The following is a 14,269-nucleotide window of genomic DNA, read 5'->3' on the forward strand; positions in this document are numbered from 1 at the left end:
CCGAGCAGGTGGCGTGCCGATGGGCGGCATGATGGGCGCCGCCAACGCTGGACAGAACTCCGACAAGCGCGAGCACACCCCCGCCAGCTACCTCGTCAACGCCACCAACACCTCGGCGATCATCGGCGAACCACTCAAAGTCTCCCCTGCCGTCATCGGACGCCGCCCCGACACCATCGACGGCGCGACCAAGACAGCGGAGGCCGCAGAATCGACCGAAGCGGCGGCTACGAAGCCAGTAGCAGAGGACGCGGCGGCGCCAAAGAACGGCGCACGGGCCATCCGCGGAATCCGAGGCATCGTCGGCCTCGGCTGACGCGAGGCCACACCACGAGAGACCGGACCGATCCGGGCAGTGGTGACCCCTCAGCGCCCCCTACTCGGCGGTCACGTGGTCCGCGACCACCGGCTCGGCGGCAGCCGGATCGAAGGACACGTCCGTGAAGAACTCCCGCACCTCGGGCACGCTCCGCAGGAATCGGTCGGCCTCGTCGTCGGAATCGGTCACCTGGCTGGCCTTCTCCGCGGCGATCCGCTGCTCGAACAGGCCAACCTCGCGGTCGATACGCGCCTCGTCCCAGTCCAGGACCTCGGCCATCAACGTGGCCACCTCCCGCGCGCAATCCACGCCGCCGTGCTGGTACTCCATGGTGATACGGGTCCGGCGGACGAGCACGTCCTCGAGGTGCAGGGCGGCCTCGGCGGCCGCGGCGTAGGCCACCTCGACGCGCAGGTACCGCTCGGCGCCGGTGAGCGGTTCGAGCAGGTCCGGCCGGCCGGCGGCCGTCTCGAGCACCTCCTCGGTGAGGGTGCCGTACCTACCGAGCAGGCGGAGGACCTGTTCCTCGCGGATCTCGTAGTTGTCCGCGATCCGGTCGGCCCGGTTGACCATCGCCGGGTATCCGTCGGCGCCCATCAGCGGGATCCGCTCGGTCGTGGAGGCGGGCACCGCGGCGCCCCGCTCCCCCAGTTCGGCCACGGCGGCGTCCACGGCGTCTGCCGCCATGACGCGGTAGGTCGTGTACTTGCCGCCGGCCACCACCACCGCGCCTGGCGCAACGGTCATCACGGCGTGCTCGCGGGAGAGCTTGGCGGTGGAGTCGGCGCCGCCGGACAGGAGAGGTCGCAGCCCGGCGTACACACCGCGGACGTCCGCGCGCTCGATCGGGTCCTTGAGCACGGCGTTCACGTGGCCGAGGATGTAGTCGATGTCCGCACCGGTGGCGGCGGGATGGGCCAGGTCGAGTTGCCAGTCCGTGTCGGTGGTGCCGATGATCCAGTACTCGCCCCACGGGATGACGAACAGGACGGACTTCTCGGTCCGCAGGATCAGCGCGGCCTCGGAGTCGACCTTGTCGCGGTCCACGACGATGTGCACGCCCTTCGACGCGCGGACGGTGAACCCGCCCTCCTCGCCGAGCATGCGCTGGAGCTGGTCGGTCCACACGCCGGCGGCGTTGAGCACGACGTGCGCGCGGACGTCGGTCTCGGCGCCGGTCTCCGCATCGCGCACCCGGACGCCGGTGACGCGCTCGCCGTCGCGGAGGTAGCCGATGACCTGCGTGGAGTTGGCGACCACCGCGCCGTGTCGGGCGGCGGTGCGGGCGAGGGTGAGGGTGTGCCGGGCGTCGTCGACGAGGGTGTCCCAGTAGCGGATGCCGCCCACCACGGCGTCCTCGCGCAGGCCGGGGGCGATGCGGTGCGCGCCGGCGCGGCTGTAGTGCTTCTGCGAGGGCACGCTCTTGGCGCCGCCCATCACGTCGTAGAGCACGAACCCGGCGGCCATGTAGGGCCGCTCCCAGAACCGTCGGGTCAGGGGGAACAGGAATTTCAGCGGGGTGACCAGGTGTGGGGCGAGCCGGGTCATGCTGAGTTCGCGCTCGTGGAGGGCTTCGGCGACGAGGCCGAAGTCGAGCTGTTCGAGGTATCGCAGCCCGCCGTGGAACATCTTGGAGCTGCGCGAGGAGGTGCCCGCGGCGAAGTCCCTGGCTTCGATCACCGCCACGTTCAGTCCGCGGGTGGCGGCGTCGACGGCACTGCCGGTGCCCACCACACCTCCTCCGACTATCACGATGTCGAACGTCTCCTCGGACAGTCGCCGCCGGGTGTCCGCGCGGCGTTCTGGTCCGAGGACGGATCGGGACCTGGTCGTGGGCATAGGTGCTCCCTCCGCGGCCGTTGTGAGGGTTGCGGCCGGTTGCGACCGACTCTACGCGCGCACGCACGTAGTCTCGGGGAGGTGACTCGCAACACGTTCATTCTGGCTATCGATCAGGGCACCACCTCGACGCGCGCGATCCTCTTCGACGGCGAGGGGATGCCCGTCCCCGCCGCCACCGCGCAGATTGAGCACCGGCAGATCTTCCCGCACGCGGGCTGGGTGGAGCACGATCCCATGGAGATCTGGGAGAACGTGCGCACGGCGATGGCGCAGGTCGCGGGGTATGCGGACATCGGGCCAGCGTCGGTGCGGGCGATCGGCATCACCAATCAGCGCGAGACGACGGTGGTGTGGGATCGCACCACGGGCCTGCCGGTGTACAACGCGATCGTGTGGCAGGACACGCGGACGTCGGGGATCTGCGCGCGCCTCGCCGAGGGTCACCCCGAGGGTGCCGACCGGTTCCGCGCGACCACCGGCCTGCCGCTGTCGACGTACTTCGCGGGCCCCAAGATCCGGTGGATCCTCGACCACCTCGACGCGGCCGGCGAGCGCGGCACCGAGCGCGCGGAGGCCGGCGAGTTATTGGCGGGGACCATGGATTCATGGCTGGTGTGGAACCTGACGGGGGGACGACGGGGCGACGACGACGACAACCCCGCGCTTCACGTCACGGATGTCACCAACGCGTCGCGGACCCTGCTCATGGATCTGGAGACCCTCGACTGGGATGAGGAGATCTGTCGCGAGGTCGGCGTTCCGTCCGCGATGTTGCCGGAGATCGTCTCTTCGTCGGGGGTCCTGGGCGAGGTGACCGGTCGGCGCATGTTCGGGGGGACGCCCATCGCGGGGATCCTGGGCGATCAGCAGGCGGCGCTGTTCGGCCAGACTTGCTTCGAGCCCGGGGACACCAAGAACACCTACGGGACGGGCGCATTCCTGCTGCTCAACACGGGTACCACCCCCCAGTTCAGCTCGAACGGCCTGCTCACCACGGTGGCGTATCGCCTGGGCGACGACGCTCCCGTTTACGCACTCGAGGGGTCGGTGGCGATGGCCGGGTCGCTGGTGCAGTGGTTGCGCGACAACCTGGGCGTGATCTCCAGCGCGGCGGAGACCGAGGACCTGGCCGCGTCGTTGGAGGACAACGGCGACTGCTACCTGGTCCCCGCCTTCTCCGGACTCCTGGCCCCGCACTGGCGCCCCGATGCCCGCGGCGTGATGGTGGGGCTGACGCGGTTTCACACCAAGGCGCACCTCGCGCGTGCGGCGCTCGAGGCGACCGCCTTCCAGACGTGCGAGATGGCCAGCGCCATGCTGGCGGACGCGGGCGCCGCTGACGCGACCGTCTCTGCCCGCCCGTTGCGAGTCGACGGCGGGATGGTCGGCAACGACTTCCTCATGCAGTTCCAGGCAGACCTGCTCGGTGTGGACGTGATCCGCCCCGAGGTCACCGAGACCACCGCCCTGGGCGCCGCGTTCGCCGCCGGTCTGGCGGTGGGCGCGTGGGAGTCGGTTGATCACCTGCGCGAACTGTGGCGGGAGGATCGCCGGTGGTCGCCGCAGATGTCAGACGACGAGCGCGAGCGACTGCTCGGCCGCTGGAACGACGCGGTCGAACGAACCCTGGGCTGGGCAGACGCCGAGGGCTGAGCCGCCGCCCGGCGCTCAGTGCGTCTCCGCGCTTTGCTGCCCACTCTCCCGCCCGGCTCCGCCGCTCGGCGCCGCGCCTCACACTGATCCTTGTCGACACCACTGCGATTTCCGACCGTGTTTCCCGCAGTGGCGGCATCAAGCTTCGCCATGGTGTCGACGAGCCGGCGCGGTGGCACCAACGACATCCGCCCGTGCCGCAGCACTGTGGCGCGACTGCACAACTGCGCGGCCTGGCCCGACTTGCACGACGTAGCGACCGTGCGTGGAATGCGCGAGGCGCTACTGGCGTCGGCCGCGAGCCAGGTCCAGGCCGGCGGCCGCTCGCTCAGCCCAAGTCGTCCGCCGCGAGGTTAGCCCAGCTCGGCGGCCGCTCGCTCAGTCCAGGTCGTCGTGCCGGATGAGCTGCCGGGCGGCCTCGGTGATCGACCCGGACATCGACGGGTAGACGGAGAACGACCCGGCCACGTCGGCCACGGTGAGCTGGTTCCGCACCGCCATCGAGACCGGCAGGATCAGCTCGGAAGCGGTGGGCGCCACCACGACGCCGCCGATCACCACGCCGGAGGCGGGGCGGCAGAAGAGCTTGACGAAGCCACGGCGCAGGCTGCGCATCTTGGCGCGCGGGTTGCCGGACAGCGGCATGATCTCGACGCGTGCCGGGACCTCGCCGCTCTCGATCTGCGCGTGCGAGATGCCGACGGTCGCGATCTCCGGGCGGGTGAACACTGCCGAGGCGACGGTGCGCAGACGGATGGGGCTGACGCCCTCGCCGAGCGCGTGGTACATGGCGATGCGGCCCTGCATAGCGGCAACGGACGCCAGCGGCATGAGGTCCGTGCAGTCGCCGGCGGCGTAGATGCCGGGGGCGGTGGTGCGGGAGACGCGGTCCACCGTGATGTGGCCGCTGCGCTGCAGGTCGACACCGGCGTTCTGCAGGCCGAGGCCACTGGTGTTGGGGACCGAGCCCACGCAGATGAGGGCGTGCGAACCGGTGACGGTGCGCCCGTCGCCGAGGCGGACGATGATGCCGTCCTGGTGATGCTCGACGGCGTCGGCGCGGGCGTGCTTGACGAGCGAGACTCCGCGCTCGCTGAGGGCCTCCTCCAGCACGAGCGCCGCGTCGGCGTCCTCGTGCGGCAGCACCCGGTCGCGGCTGGAGACCATCGTGACCTTGACGCCCATCTCGGTGAACGCGGAGACGAACTCGGCGCCGGTCACACCGGAGCCGATCACGACGAGGTGCTTGGGCAGCTCGGTGAGGTCGTACAGCTGACGCCAGTTGAGGATCCGCTCCCCGTCCGGCTCTGCACCGCTCAGCACTCGTGGGCTGGAACCGGTGGCCATGAGCACCACGTCGGCGTCGAGGATCTTCTGCTGGCCGTTCTCAAACGTCACGGCGACCTGGTGCGCGGCCATGCCGGGCTGGGGGTCGTGGATCTTCGCGTGCCCTGCCAGGAGGCGGACGCCCTCGCGCTGCAGCTGGGTGCGGATGTCCGCCGACTGGGCGCGGGCCAGGGACTTGACGCGACCGTTGACCTGGCCGAGGCGGTAGGCCGCGGGGTCGAAGTGGGCCTCGACGCCCATCTCCTCGGCGCGGCGCATGTCGGTGCGCACGCCGGTGGTGGCGATGAAGGTCTTGGAGGGGACACAGTCGTAGAGGACGCAGTTGCCGCCGATCCCGTCGGCGTCGACGATCGTGACGTCCGCACCGTACTGGGCGGCCACCAGGGCTGCCTCGTAACCGGCGGGGCCGCCGCCGATGATGATGATGCGCTTCTGCGTCACTACTAGTCCTCCACGGCTCACAAGGGATGTCAGGGCCGGGCGCAGCTCGTCGCTGTGGCGATCCGCGTCGCGTCCGCCGTACACGGTAGTCGAACCGGCCTCCCGCGGGAGGAGGACGAGGGTGCCCGCCCCTCGAGACGGACTAGAGTCGGGGCCGTGCCTCTCTACGCTGCGTACGGGACCAACATGCATCCCGATCAGATGACCACCCGCGCGCCGCATTCCCCCTTCGCCGGCTCCGGCTGGCTCGAGGGGTGGCGGCTCACCTTCTGCGGCGACGATCCCACCTGGGAGGGCGCCGTGGCGACGGTCGTCGAGGATCGCGATTCCCGGGTGTTCGTGGTGCTCTACGACGTGCCCGAGGAGGACGCCCTGTCCCTGGATCGGTGGGAGGGCACGGACCTCATGCCCGCACGCAAGATCCGGGTGCGGATCACCCGCCGCCCGACCGTGCCGGACGGCCCCCCGGTCAGTGCACAGGAGTCCGAGTTCGCGCTGGATGCCAACCCCACGGGTCTCCTCGCCGCCGGTGAGGGCGCCGCCATCGAGGCCGCCGAGGATACCGTGCTCGCGTGGCTGTATGTGATGGACGAGTTCGAGGGCGGACTCCCGTCGGCCCGGTACCTCGGTCTTCTGGCGGATGCCGCCGAGTGCGCGGGTGCCCCGACCGGTTACGTGCGTGCCCTGCGCACCCGTGAGTCCCGCAACGTCGGGCCGGGCGCCTGACGTGGCCCCGCTGATGTCCCCCACTCCTGACGCCCTCGCCGCCGCCGAGGCCGTCGCCGCCGCGTCGGGCCGGGCCTCGCACGAGGTCACCCTGGTCTTGGGTTCCGGCTGGTCCGAGGTCGTGGCGGGCCTGGCGGACCCGGGTTCCGAGGTGACCATCCCGATGGCCGGGCTCCCCGGCTTCACCGCGCCGTCGGCGGCCGGCCACCGTGGCACGGTCACCAGTTGCCTGGTCGACGGCGTCGCGCTGCTGGCGATCGCCGGCCGGACCCACCTGTACGAGGGCCTCGGCCCCGAGCCCGTCGTGCACCCGGCGCACGTCGCCGCGGCGACCGGTTCCCGGGTCCTGGCGCTCACCAACGCCGCGGGCGGTCTCCGCAACGGGATGGCCGTGGGCGACCTCGTACTCCTCCGCGATCACCTCAATCTCACCGGCCGCTCCCCGCTGACCGGCCCGCTGTTCGTCGACCTGGTGGACGCTTACTCCCCCGCCCTGCGCGCCGCGGCCGCCGACGCGATCGCCGGAACCACCTCCGCCCGCCCGGCCGAGGGCGTCTACGCCCAGATGCCTGGCCCCCAGTACGAGACTCCCGCGGAGATCCACATGCTCCGCACGCTGGGCGCCGACCTGGTGGGGATGTCGACCGTGCCGGAGACCGTCGCGGCCCGCGGGCTCGGGCTGAATGTGGTGGCGATGTCCCTGGTCACCAACCTCGCGGCCGGCGTCACCGGGCAGCCGCTCGACCACACCGAGGTCCTGGCCGCGGGTGCCGCCGGAGCGGCCCGACTCACCACCGCGCTGCGGGCGCTGGTCCCGGCCGTCGCCCGCCTCTGAGAGGGGACGCCCCGTGTCAGAGCCCGCCCCGCCCCTGCGCTTCGGCACCGCCGGAGTCCGCGCCCCGCTCGGCGACGGCCCCACCCGGATGAACGAGGACACCGTCGCTCTGGTGGCCACCGCTGTCGCCCGTCACCTGCGCGAGCACGAGCCGCCCGGGTCGACGGTCATCGTCGGTGGAGACGCCCGCCACGGGTCGGCGCGGTTCGTCGACGTCGCGGCTGCGGTGCTGGCGGCGCACGGTTTTGTCGTCGTCGTCCCCGGGTCCCCGGTCCCCACCCCGGTCGTCGCGGCGGCGGTGCGGTCGCGCGGCGCGGTGGCGGGCCTGATGGTCACGGCGTCGCACAACCCGCCCGGCGACAACGGGATCAAGGTCTACGGGCGCGGCGGGGCGCAGATCGTGCCGCCCACCGACACGCGGATCGAGGCGCACCTGGTCGCCGCGGCGCGGGACGGTGTCGCGGAACGGGTGGGCGCCGCGGCGCGGGAGGGCGGCGCAGCACAGGGCGGTGTCGCACGATCACCGGACGACGACGACGCGACCGCCGCGACGGTCACCCCGACCGGCGCGGATCGCGGTGAGGTGCGGGGCGACGCATCCGGCGCGGATCACGGTGAGGTGCGCGTCGCCGCGTCCGGCGAGGTACGGGTCGACCCCCGGATGGTCGACGACTACATCGACGCCGTCGTGGCCCGGATCCCCCGACCCGCTACGCCCCCACGCGTCGCGCTGACACCCGTGCACGGGGTGGGCGGCGAGGTCTGCCAGCGAGTCCTGGCCGGGATCGGGGTGCGCGATGTGGTGATGGTGGCCGCGCAGGCCAAGCCCGACCCCGACTTCCCCACCGTCGACTCCCCCAACCCTGAACGCGCGCAGACCACCGCGGCGCTGCTGGAGTTGGCGGCGGAGATCGGGGCGGACGTGGCGATCGCGCTCGACCCCGACGCCGACCGCTGCGCTGTGGGCACCGTCGGGCCGGACGGGCGGTGGCAGATGCTCGACGGCGACCAGACCGGTGCCGTGCTCGCCGACCACCTGCTCCGGGAGGGCCCGGTCGGCGGTGCTGTGGCCGGCGACGACGCAGCGGCTACTGTGGCCGGGGCAGGTGACGACGCTGCGGTGCCGGTTGTGGCGTCGACGATCGTGTCGTCACGGCTGCCGTCGCTGATCGTCCCCGCGCGGGGCGGGCGCCACGTCGAGACGCTGACCGGGTTCAAGTGGCTCGTGAGGGCCGGCGGGCCGCTGCGGTATGCGTACGAGGAGGCGATCGGGCACTGCGTGCTGCCGGACGTGGTAGCCGACAAGGACGGCATCTCCGCAGCCGCGGCCTGGTGCGCGATGGTCGGCTCCGGTGGGCCGTCGGCCGGCGACCGACTCGCGGCGCTGGAGCGGGAGTTCGGTGTGCACGTGCGGCGCAACGACTCACTACCGTTGGGGCCGGATGCGGACGTCGCCGCGACCATATCCCGGGCCGCCGACGCGCTGACCACCGTGGGACGCGTGCACTCGCTGGACGGCACGCCCGGTTTCCGGGTCGACGTGGACGGCGCCCGCGCGGTGGTCCGCCCCTCCGGCACCGAGCCGCTGCTCAAGACGTACGTCGAGGCGTGGTCGGAGCCGGGGTCGGCGGGGGCGTCCGACGCCGAACGGGCTGATGCCACGCATCGGCTGGACCACCTAGCGCGAGCCGTCGCGGACGCGGTGGAAGGCGGCTCAGCGCGGGGTCAGGGCGGGGTCAGCGCGGGCCGAAGAGGCGGTCGCCGGCGTCGCCGAGGCCCGGCACGATGAACGCGGCCTCGTTGAGCTTCTCATCGATGGTCGCCGTGACGAGCGTGGCCGCCAATCCCGACTCCTCGACGAGCTTCACGCCCTCGGGAGCGCAGAGCACGGTCACCACGGTGATGCCGGTCGCGCCACGATCGGTCAGGGTCTCCAGCGTCGAGACCAGCGAGCCGCCGGTGGCGAGCATCGGGTCGAGCACCACCACGTGTCGGCCCGCGAGGTCCTCGGGCAGGGAGCAGAGGTAGGAGACGGGCTCGTGGCTCTCCTCGTCGCGCGCGAGGCCGATGAAGCCGACCTGGGCGCCCGGCAGCAGTCGGGTGGCCGGTTCGAGGAGGCCAAGTCCGGCGCGCAGCACCGGCACGATGAGGGGGACGCCGTCCACGGCGACGCCGGTGGTCTCGGTGACCGGGGTGGTCACAGGGATCTCGACGGTCGGTACCGAGCGGAAGGCCTCGTAGCAGAGCATCGTCCCGAGCGCGTCCATCGCGGCCCGGAATCCTGCTGTGTCGGTCGCCGAATCACGGAGCGTACGGAGCCGGTCTCCGACCAGCGGGTGGTCCACGACGATGATGTCCATGCCCGACAGGATTCCACACGGAGAGTTTTTTCTCGGAGGTGGAACCAGATCGGCTCTGTCGACCGTCGAACCCTGTGACGAGATGAAAAGGCACCACGAGAGGGACGGAACCATGGCGGACGGGGCTATCGATGTCCATGTCGACGGTTTGCGCGAGTTGGGCACAGGGCTGACCACTCTGGCAGGGACGCTCGGCACCGCGCTCGAGACGGCGGATTCACTGCCGATCGAGGCGCTCGTGCCCGTGGTGGGGCCGGTCGGCGGTGAGTTCATGGCAGCACTCCTCGCGGCGACGCAGCGGCACCGGGACGTGCTCGCCGGGGTGGCCCGCGTGACCGATGCGGCGGGCGACCTCATCGTGGAGACCGCCCGGTTGTACGAGGACACAGACGCCGCCGGCGCCGACGCGATCCGGGCCGCCGGCACCGGCACCGGCACCGGCGCCGGCACTGGCACCTCCGACGTGACCACGTGGGAGGTGTGAGCGGATGATCGCGGACGCGCTGGCCTACGTGGGCCCCATCAAGCAGATCCTCGACCTGCTCTCGACCGAGGAGTTCGTCCCCGCCGAGGCGCAGAACATCATGGGTCCGGTCAGTGACGGTCTGGAGGTGGCCCAGCAGATGGGCCCGCCGCTCGAGCGCCTGCTGTCCGAGTCCTGGGACTCCCTGGCCTCCCTGGGTGCGGCCACCTCCGTCGCCGAGGTTGGTCGCACGATCGGCGCCCTCTCCGAATCGGCGGTCGAGATCGCGCAGGTGACAGCCGTGGCCGCGGAGATCGTGGTGCGCGGGACGATCGAGGTCATCGGGATCGTCAACGAGTTCATCGCGCGGGCCGCGGCCCTGGGACCGACCCTCGTCACGCCTCCCGGTCAGGCCGCGCTGTTGGGTCTGGCCGCCGAGCATCTGGCCCGCGGCATCCAGGTCGCCGAGCGGGTGCAGACCGAGCTGAAGGCGCCCACTGCTCAGATGCAGGCGATCGCGGCGGGCATCCCCGCGGCCCCGCCCATGCCTGGTGGGCTCAGCTCTGATTCGAGCACCGGCGGCGGGTTCAACGCCGTCACCGCCGCGTACGCCGGTTCCGGGCCAGGCACCGCGGTCATGACCGACGGGTCGGGCGGCACGGGCACGATCAGCAGCGCCGGCGCGACGGGCGGCGCGGCCGGCGGAGCGGGCGGCGCCGGGGGCGGTTCCCTCGGCGGTGCGGGCGGCTCGGCCGACGCGAGCGCCGGTTCCTCCGGCTCCGAGGCGGGGTCCGCGCCGGGCTCGGCCGCGGGGTTCGGCGACGCCGGGTCGGGTTTCTATGGCGACGGCGTCGAGGTGATTCTGCCCGACGGTTCCTCGGCCACTGCCCCCAACGAGCAGGCCGCGGGAGCCGTGCGCAACGCCCTGAGCCAGCAGGGAGTGCCGTATGTCTGGGGTGGAACGACTCCCGGTCAGGGGCTGGACTGCAGTGGTCTCACGCAGTGGGCGTATCGGGACGCGGGCGTCGAGATCCCGCGCCTGGCGCAGGAGCAGGGCGTGGGCGTGCAGATCTCGCAGTCGGACCTCGCGCCGGGCGATCTGCTCGTCTGGGACGGCCATGTCGCGATGTACATCGGCAACGACCAGATCGTCGAGGCCGGGGACCCTGTAGCGGTTTCCGGCCTGCGCACCGACAATATCGGCATGTCCTTCTACGGTTTTTACAGGCCCACCGGCGGATGATCCCCGAGTCCGCCCGGCACACCGACCGCATGTCGGGTGTCGTGGCCGAGGTCGGCACCGATGGTGTGCCACTCGGCCTGGCCGTCCCCGAGCAGTTGCTCGACCGCTCACCGTCCGAGGTGTCGCGCGCCGTTCTGCGCGCGCTCACCGCGGCGTCGGGCGAGGCCCGCGAGTTGTTGGAGCGTCAGGCCGAGGCGGAATGGGCCGGGGAGGAACGGGACGGCGCCGGGTGGGATCGGTCCGGGGACGACGACGACATGGTGGCAGGATTCGTCAGATGAGCGGTGGGTCGATCGACGTCGAGGCCTTTCTCGATCGTCTCCGCGGTATCGCCGCAGAGTGGGAATCTGCTCACGATCAGTTGGAGACCCTGAACGTGGTCGTCACCAGTCGGGACCAGCTCGCGACCGCCTCGGCGGACTCGGGCGGGACCGTCGTGGACCTCTCCTTGGCGTCGGGTCTGCGGCGGCACGGCTCGGACGTGGTGGCGGGGTCGATTCTCGAGGCCACGTCCCAGGCGGTGGAGCAGGCCAACGCCCGTCGCGCCGAGTTGGTGTCGGGCTCGGTCGCACTCGCGGTGAGCGGTCGCAAGCGTGCGGCGGAAGACGCGATCGCCGGCCAGGGCGGTGCCTCGGCGGCGGGCCGTGGCACCGTGTGAGTCCGCGTGGATATGCTGACCGGCATGGCCAAGGACATCGTCCCGATCGAGCTCGGTCTCCCTGACGGAGACGTCACGACCCTCTGGGCGCCCAGCTGGCGCGAGGACAACGACGACTGGGAAGCGTTCCTCGGGTTGGGGGACGATCTCTACGCTTTCGACACGACCGCTGAACTTCTGGCGTTGGTGCGCAGCGGCGCCGAGCACGACCTGCAGGATCATCCGTCGTGGGACGAGTTCGCCTCCTCGGACGTCCTGGCCTTCCGTGCCACCGACGAGAACTGCTTCGACCTGGTGGGAGTTCTCGAGCTCCTCGGTGACAAGCCCACGGAGTCCTCCGTCGACGAGATCGACCAGTCCTTCTCCATCGCCCGCTCGATAGGCGAGGTGTGCGAGCTGGACACGGTCACCAAGTTCTTCAACGGCAATCCGGTACTCGCCTCCGTCACGCACGGGATGGACGAGTTCTACGGACGCGACGGACTGAAGCTGTGGAAGCAGATCCGCAAGACGGTCGCCAAGGGCTGGGACGATGTGCTGGACGCGCTCCAGGACGTCATCACCACCCCGCCGGTCGACCACGGCGAGGTCGCCACTGCTAACCGTGACCTCGAGACCGCCGAGGCCGCGCTTCCCGATCCGGGGCCGGAGGAGGACGAGGCCGATGCGGCTCCCGCCGGTTACCCGGAGGGCTCGCTCTGGGCCCGTGTCGGGATCGATCCCATCCGCATCGTCTTTGCCGACCAGGAGTACCTGAGCCTGCGCTGCTACCTCGGTGACCGGCCGGTGTTCCTCGGCGACGAGGACCAGGTGTTCGTGTTCACCAGCGGCCGCGGCCTGTCCCGGTATCTCGCGGACCACGACGACGACACGCTCAGCCGCGTCGCCACCTACGAGAACGTCAAGGTCGCCGCGGTCGACGGCAGCCTCGACGTGCACGTCACGGACGACAACACGTATGTGCTCGCGGGCCTGGACCGCGACATCGAGGTGGGGCCGGACATGGTCGACACAGAGCAGCTCGGCCTCGCGGTGGAGTTCATCGCGGACCTGGCGAACTATGTCGGCGACGCCGAGCTCGAGGCCTCCGTCACTGGCCGCGGGTCAGCGCTGCGCCGGTTCGTGCACTACGTGCTCAACCCGGACGACGCCAAGCTGCTCGAGCCCACCGCGCCGTTCGACGACGAGGCCTCGGAGTGGCGCGATCTGGTCGACGACGTCGAGCAGCTGGTCACCACTCCCGACATCGCCTGAGCTCGGGGGTCACCACCCGCTGACGCGGTGGACCACGACGCCCGCCGGCCCGCGGTCCGTCGCTGAACTCGCCCCCGATCCGGCACCGCCTCCGGCTCCAGCACCTGCCCCGGCACCGTCCCCGAGCGTCAGCGCCGACTCCAGCTCGGCGAGCGCGGCGGGGATCCGGCCCTCGTCCCCGGCGTGGATCTCGGCGATCACCTCGTCGGCGGTGACCTCGTCGCCCTCGACGCGTCGGAGCAGCACGCCCGCGGAGTGGTCCACGGCCTCGCCCGGCGTCGAGCGCCCGGCGCCGGTCAGCCAGGACGCCCGCCCGACCCGCAGGGCGTCCCAGCGCACCTGCCCCGCACCCGGGGCCCGGACCTCGTGCACGTGCGCGGCGCGCGGCAGGGCGGCGTCGGGGTCTCCGCCCTGTGCGGCGATCATCGCGCGGTAGGACCGCATGGCCCGCCCGTCGGTCAGCCTCTCGCGCACGTCGGCGTCGTGGATGCCCACCGCGGCCAGGGCTTCTTCCGCGAGCGCGCAGGTGAGGTCGACTATGTCGGCCGGCCCGCCTCCGGCGAGGATCTCGAGTGCCTGCGCCACCTCGAGCCCGTTGCCCACGGCCCGCCCGAGCGGGGTGTGCATCGCCGTGACCAGGGCACTCGTCCGGACGCCGGCGGCGGTCCCGATCTGCACCATGACGCGGGCGAGTTCCTCGGCGTCGGCGCGGTCGGTCATGAATGCGCCCGAGCCGCACTTTACGTCGAGCACCAGCGCGCCGGTCCCCTCGGCGATCTTCTTGCTCATGATCGACGACGCGATGAGCGGGATCGACGGCACGGTGCCGGTCACGTCCCGCAGGGCGTAGAGCGCACGGTCGGCGGGTGCGAGGTCGGCGCCGGCCGCGCAGATCACGGCCCCGGTGTCGGAGAGGATGCGTCGCATCTCGTCGGCGCCCAGGTCGGCGCGCCAGCCGGGGATCGCCTCGAGCTTGTCGAGGGTGCCTCCGGTGTGGCCGAGCCCGCGCCCGGACAGCTGAGGCACCGCGACGTCCCAGGTCGCCAGCAGCGGGGTCAGCACGAGGGTGATCGCGTCGCCGACCCCGCCGGTCGAGTGTTTGTCGACGGTCGGCACGACGCGGCCGCC

The 14,269-nt window shown here is 71.7% G+C and carries 13 protein-coding genes and 1 pseudogene; 10 read left to right on the forward strand and 4 right to left on the reverse strand.

Annotation, left to right across the window (positions count from 1 at the left end; all coding sequences use genetic code 11):
• Positions 1–316 (forward strand): annotated as a pseudogene (locus tag OPF83_RS16615) (hypothetical protein); the annotation flags it as partial.
• 60 nt (positions 317–376) lie between these two features.
• On the opposite strand, the gene OPF83_RS16620 reads toward OPF83_RS16615, so the two are convergent.
• Positions 377–2,158 carry a glycerol-3-phosphate dehydrogenase/oxidase gene (locus OPF83_RS16620; RefSeq protein WP_264888750.1) on the reverse strand — a complete coding sequence of 594 codons (1,782 nt, stop codon included), beginning with the start codon at positions 2,156–2,158 and terminating at the stop codon, positions 377–379.
• An 81-nt stretch (positions 2,159–2,239) separates the two neighbouring features.
• Between OPF83_RS16620 and glpK the strand changes: the two genes are divergently transcribed.
• Positions 2,240–3,814: a glycerol kinase GlpK gene (gene glpK / locus OPF83_RS16625; RefSeq protein WP_264888751.1), complete on the forward strand. Its 1,575-nt coding sequence runs from the start codon at positions 2,240–2,242 to the stop codon at positions 3,812–3,814.
• A 378-nt stretch (positions 3,815–4,192) separates the two neighbouring features.
• On the opposite strand, the gene OPF83_RS16630 is transcribed toward glpK, so the two are convergent.
• Positions 4,193–5,602, reverse strand: a complete 1,410-nt coding sequence (locus tag OPF83_RS16630) for an NAD(P)H-quinone dehydrogenase (protein WP_264888752.1) — start codon at positions 5,600–5,602, stop codon at positions 4,193–4,195.
• A gap of 156 nt (positions 5,603–5,758) precedes the next feature.
• Here OPF83_RS16630 and OPF83_RS16635 point away from each other — a divergent pair, with 156 nt between their 5' ends.
• Genes OPF83_RS16635 through OPF83_RS16645 form a run of 3 tightly spaced genes read left to right on the forward strand, consistent with a single transcriptional unit; the run spans position 5,759 to position 8,952 of the window.
• Positions 5,759–6,328, forward strand: coding sequence for a gamma-glutamylcyclotransferase family protein (locus OPF83_RS16635; protein WP_264888753.1), 570 nt, complete (start codon positions 5,759–5,761; stop codon positions 6,326–6,328).
• Positions 6,329–6,341: 13 nt separating this feature from the next.
• Complete coding sequence (locus OPF83_RS16640) at positions 6,342–7,163, forward strand: purine-nucleoside phosphorylase (protein ID WP_264888754.1); 822 nt, start codon at positions 6,342–6,344, stop codon at positions 7,161–7,163.
• 13 nt (positions 7,164–7,176) lie between these two features.
• Entirely contained in the window at positions 7,177–8,952 is a 1,776-nt protein-coding gene (locus OPF83_RS16645; RefSeq protein ID WP_264888755.1) for a phospho-sugar mutase, read from the forward strand.
• Here the strand turns inward: OPF83_RS16645 and upp are convergent.
• On the reverse strand, positions 8,900–9,523 hold the full coding sequence (gene upp, locus OPF83_RS16650; protein ID WP_264888757.1) for a uracil phosphoribosyltransferase: 624 nt from the start codon (positions 9,521–9,523) through the stop codon (positions 8,900–8,902). The two genes, OPF83_RS16645 and upp, sit on opposite strands and share 53 nt — an antisense overlap.
• A 112-nt stretch (positions 9,524–9,635) precedes the next feature.
• Here upp and OPF83_RS16655 point away from each other — a divergent pair, with 112 nt between their 5' ends.
• The 5 genes from OPF83_RS16655 to OPF83_RS16675 are packed head-to-tail and all read left to right on the forward strand — an operon-like array spanning position 9,636 to position 13,141.
• Complete coding sequence (locus OPF83_RS16655) at positions 9,636–10,007, forward strand: type VII secretion target (RefSeq protein ID WP_264888758.1); 372 nt, start codon at positions 9,636–9,638, stop codon at positions 10,005–10,007.
• Between the two features lie 4 nt (positions 10,008–10,011).
• Positions 10,012–11,229 (forward strand): C40 family peptidase, encoded by a 1,218-nt coding sequence (locus OPF83_RS16660; protein ID WP_264888759.1) that lies wholly within the window; start codon positions 10,012–10,014, stop codon positions 11,227–11,229.
• Positions 11,226–11,510, forward strand: coding sequence for a hypothetical protein (locus OPF83_RS16665; protein ID WP_264888761.1), 285 nt, complete (start codon positions 11,226–11,228; stop codon positions 11,508–11,510). The genes OPF83_RS16660 and OPF83_RS16665 overlap by 4 nt, the downstream gene beginning before the upstream one ends.
• Positions 11,507–11,887, forward strand: a complete 381-nt coding sequence (locus OPF83_RS16670) for a YbaB/EbfC family nucleoid-associated protein (RefSeq protein WP_264888763.1) — start codon at positions 11,507–11,509, stop codon at positions 11,885–11,887. The genes OPF83_RS16665 and OPF83_RS16670 overlap by 4 nt, the downstream gene beginning before the upstream one ends.
• A 24-nt stretch (positions 11,888–11,911) precedes the next feature.
• Positions 11,912–13,141, forward strand: coding sequence for a primosomal protein (locus tag OPF83_RS16675; protein ID WP_264888765.1), 1,230 nt, complete (start codon positions 11,912–11,914; stop codon positions 13,139–13,141).
• A 9-nt stretch (positions 13,142–13,150) separates the two neighbouring features.
• On the opposite strand, the gene OPF83_RS16680 is transcribed toward OPF83_RS16675, so the two are convergent.
• Positions 13,151–14,269 (reverse strand): thymidine phosphorylase (locus tag OPF83_RS16680; protein WP_264888767.1); only part of this gene is annotated, 1,119 nt, incomplete at its 5' end.

The sequence above is a fragment of the Dietzia sp. NCCP-2495 genome, from assembly GCF_026011735.1.
Taxonomy (GTDB): domain Bacteria; phylum Actinomycetota; class Actinomycetes; order Mycobacteriales; family Mycobacteriaceae; genus Dietzia.

Excerpts from the sequence above, each read along its gene's own strand:
- OPF83_RS16620 (WP_264888750.1), bottom strand. The coding sequence starts at position 2,158 with ATGCCCACGACCAGGTCCCGATCCGTCCTCGGACCAGAACGCCGCGCG.
- OPF83_RS16640 (WP_264888754.1), top strand. The coding sequence starts at position 6,342 with ATGTCCCCCACTCCTGACGCCCTCGCCGCCGCCGAGGCCGTCGCCGCC.
- upp (WP_264888757.1), bottom strand. The coding sequence starts at position 9,523 with ATGGACATCATCGTCGTGGACCACCCGCTGGTCGGAGACCGGCTCCGT.
- OPF83_RS16655 (WP_264888758.1), top strand. The coding sequence starts at position 9,636 with ATGGCGGACGGGGCTATCGATGTCCATGTCGACGGTTTGCGCGAGTTG.
- OPF83_RS16660 (WP_264888759.1), top strand. The coding sequence starts at position 10,012 with ATGATCGCGGACGCGCTGGCCTACGTGGGCCCCATCAAGCAGATCCTC.
- OPF83_RS16665 (WP_264888761.1), top strand. The coding sequence starts at position 11,226 with ATGATCCCCGAGTCCGCCCGGCACACCGACCGCATGTCGGGTGTCGTG.
- OPF83_RS16670 (WP_264888763.1), top strand. The coding sequence starts at position 11,507 with ATGAGCGGTGGGTCGATCGACGTCGAGGCCTTTCTCGATCGTCTCCGC.
- OPF83_RS16675 (WP_264888765.1), top strand. The coding sequence starts at position 11,912 with ATGGCCAAGGACATCGTCCCGATCGAGCTCGGTCTCCCTGACGGAGAC.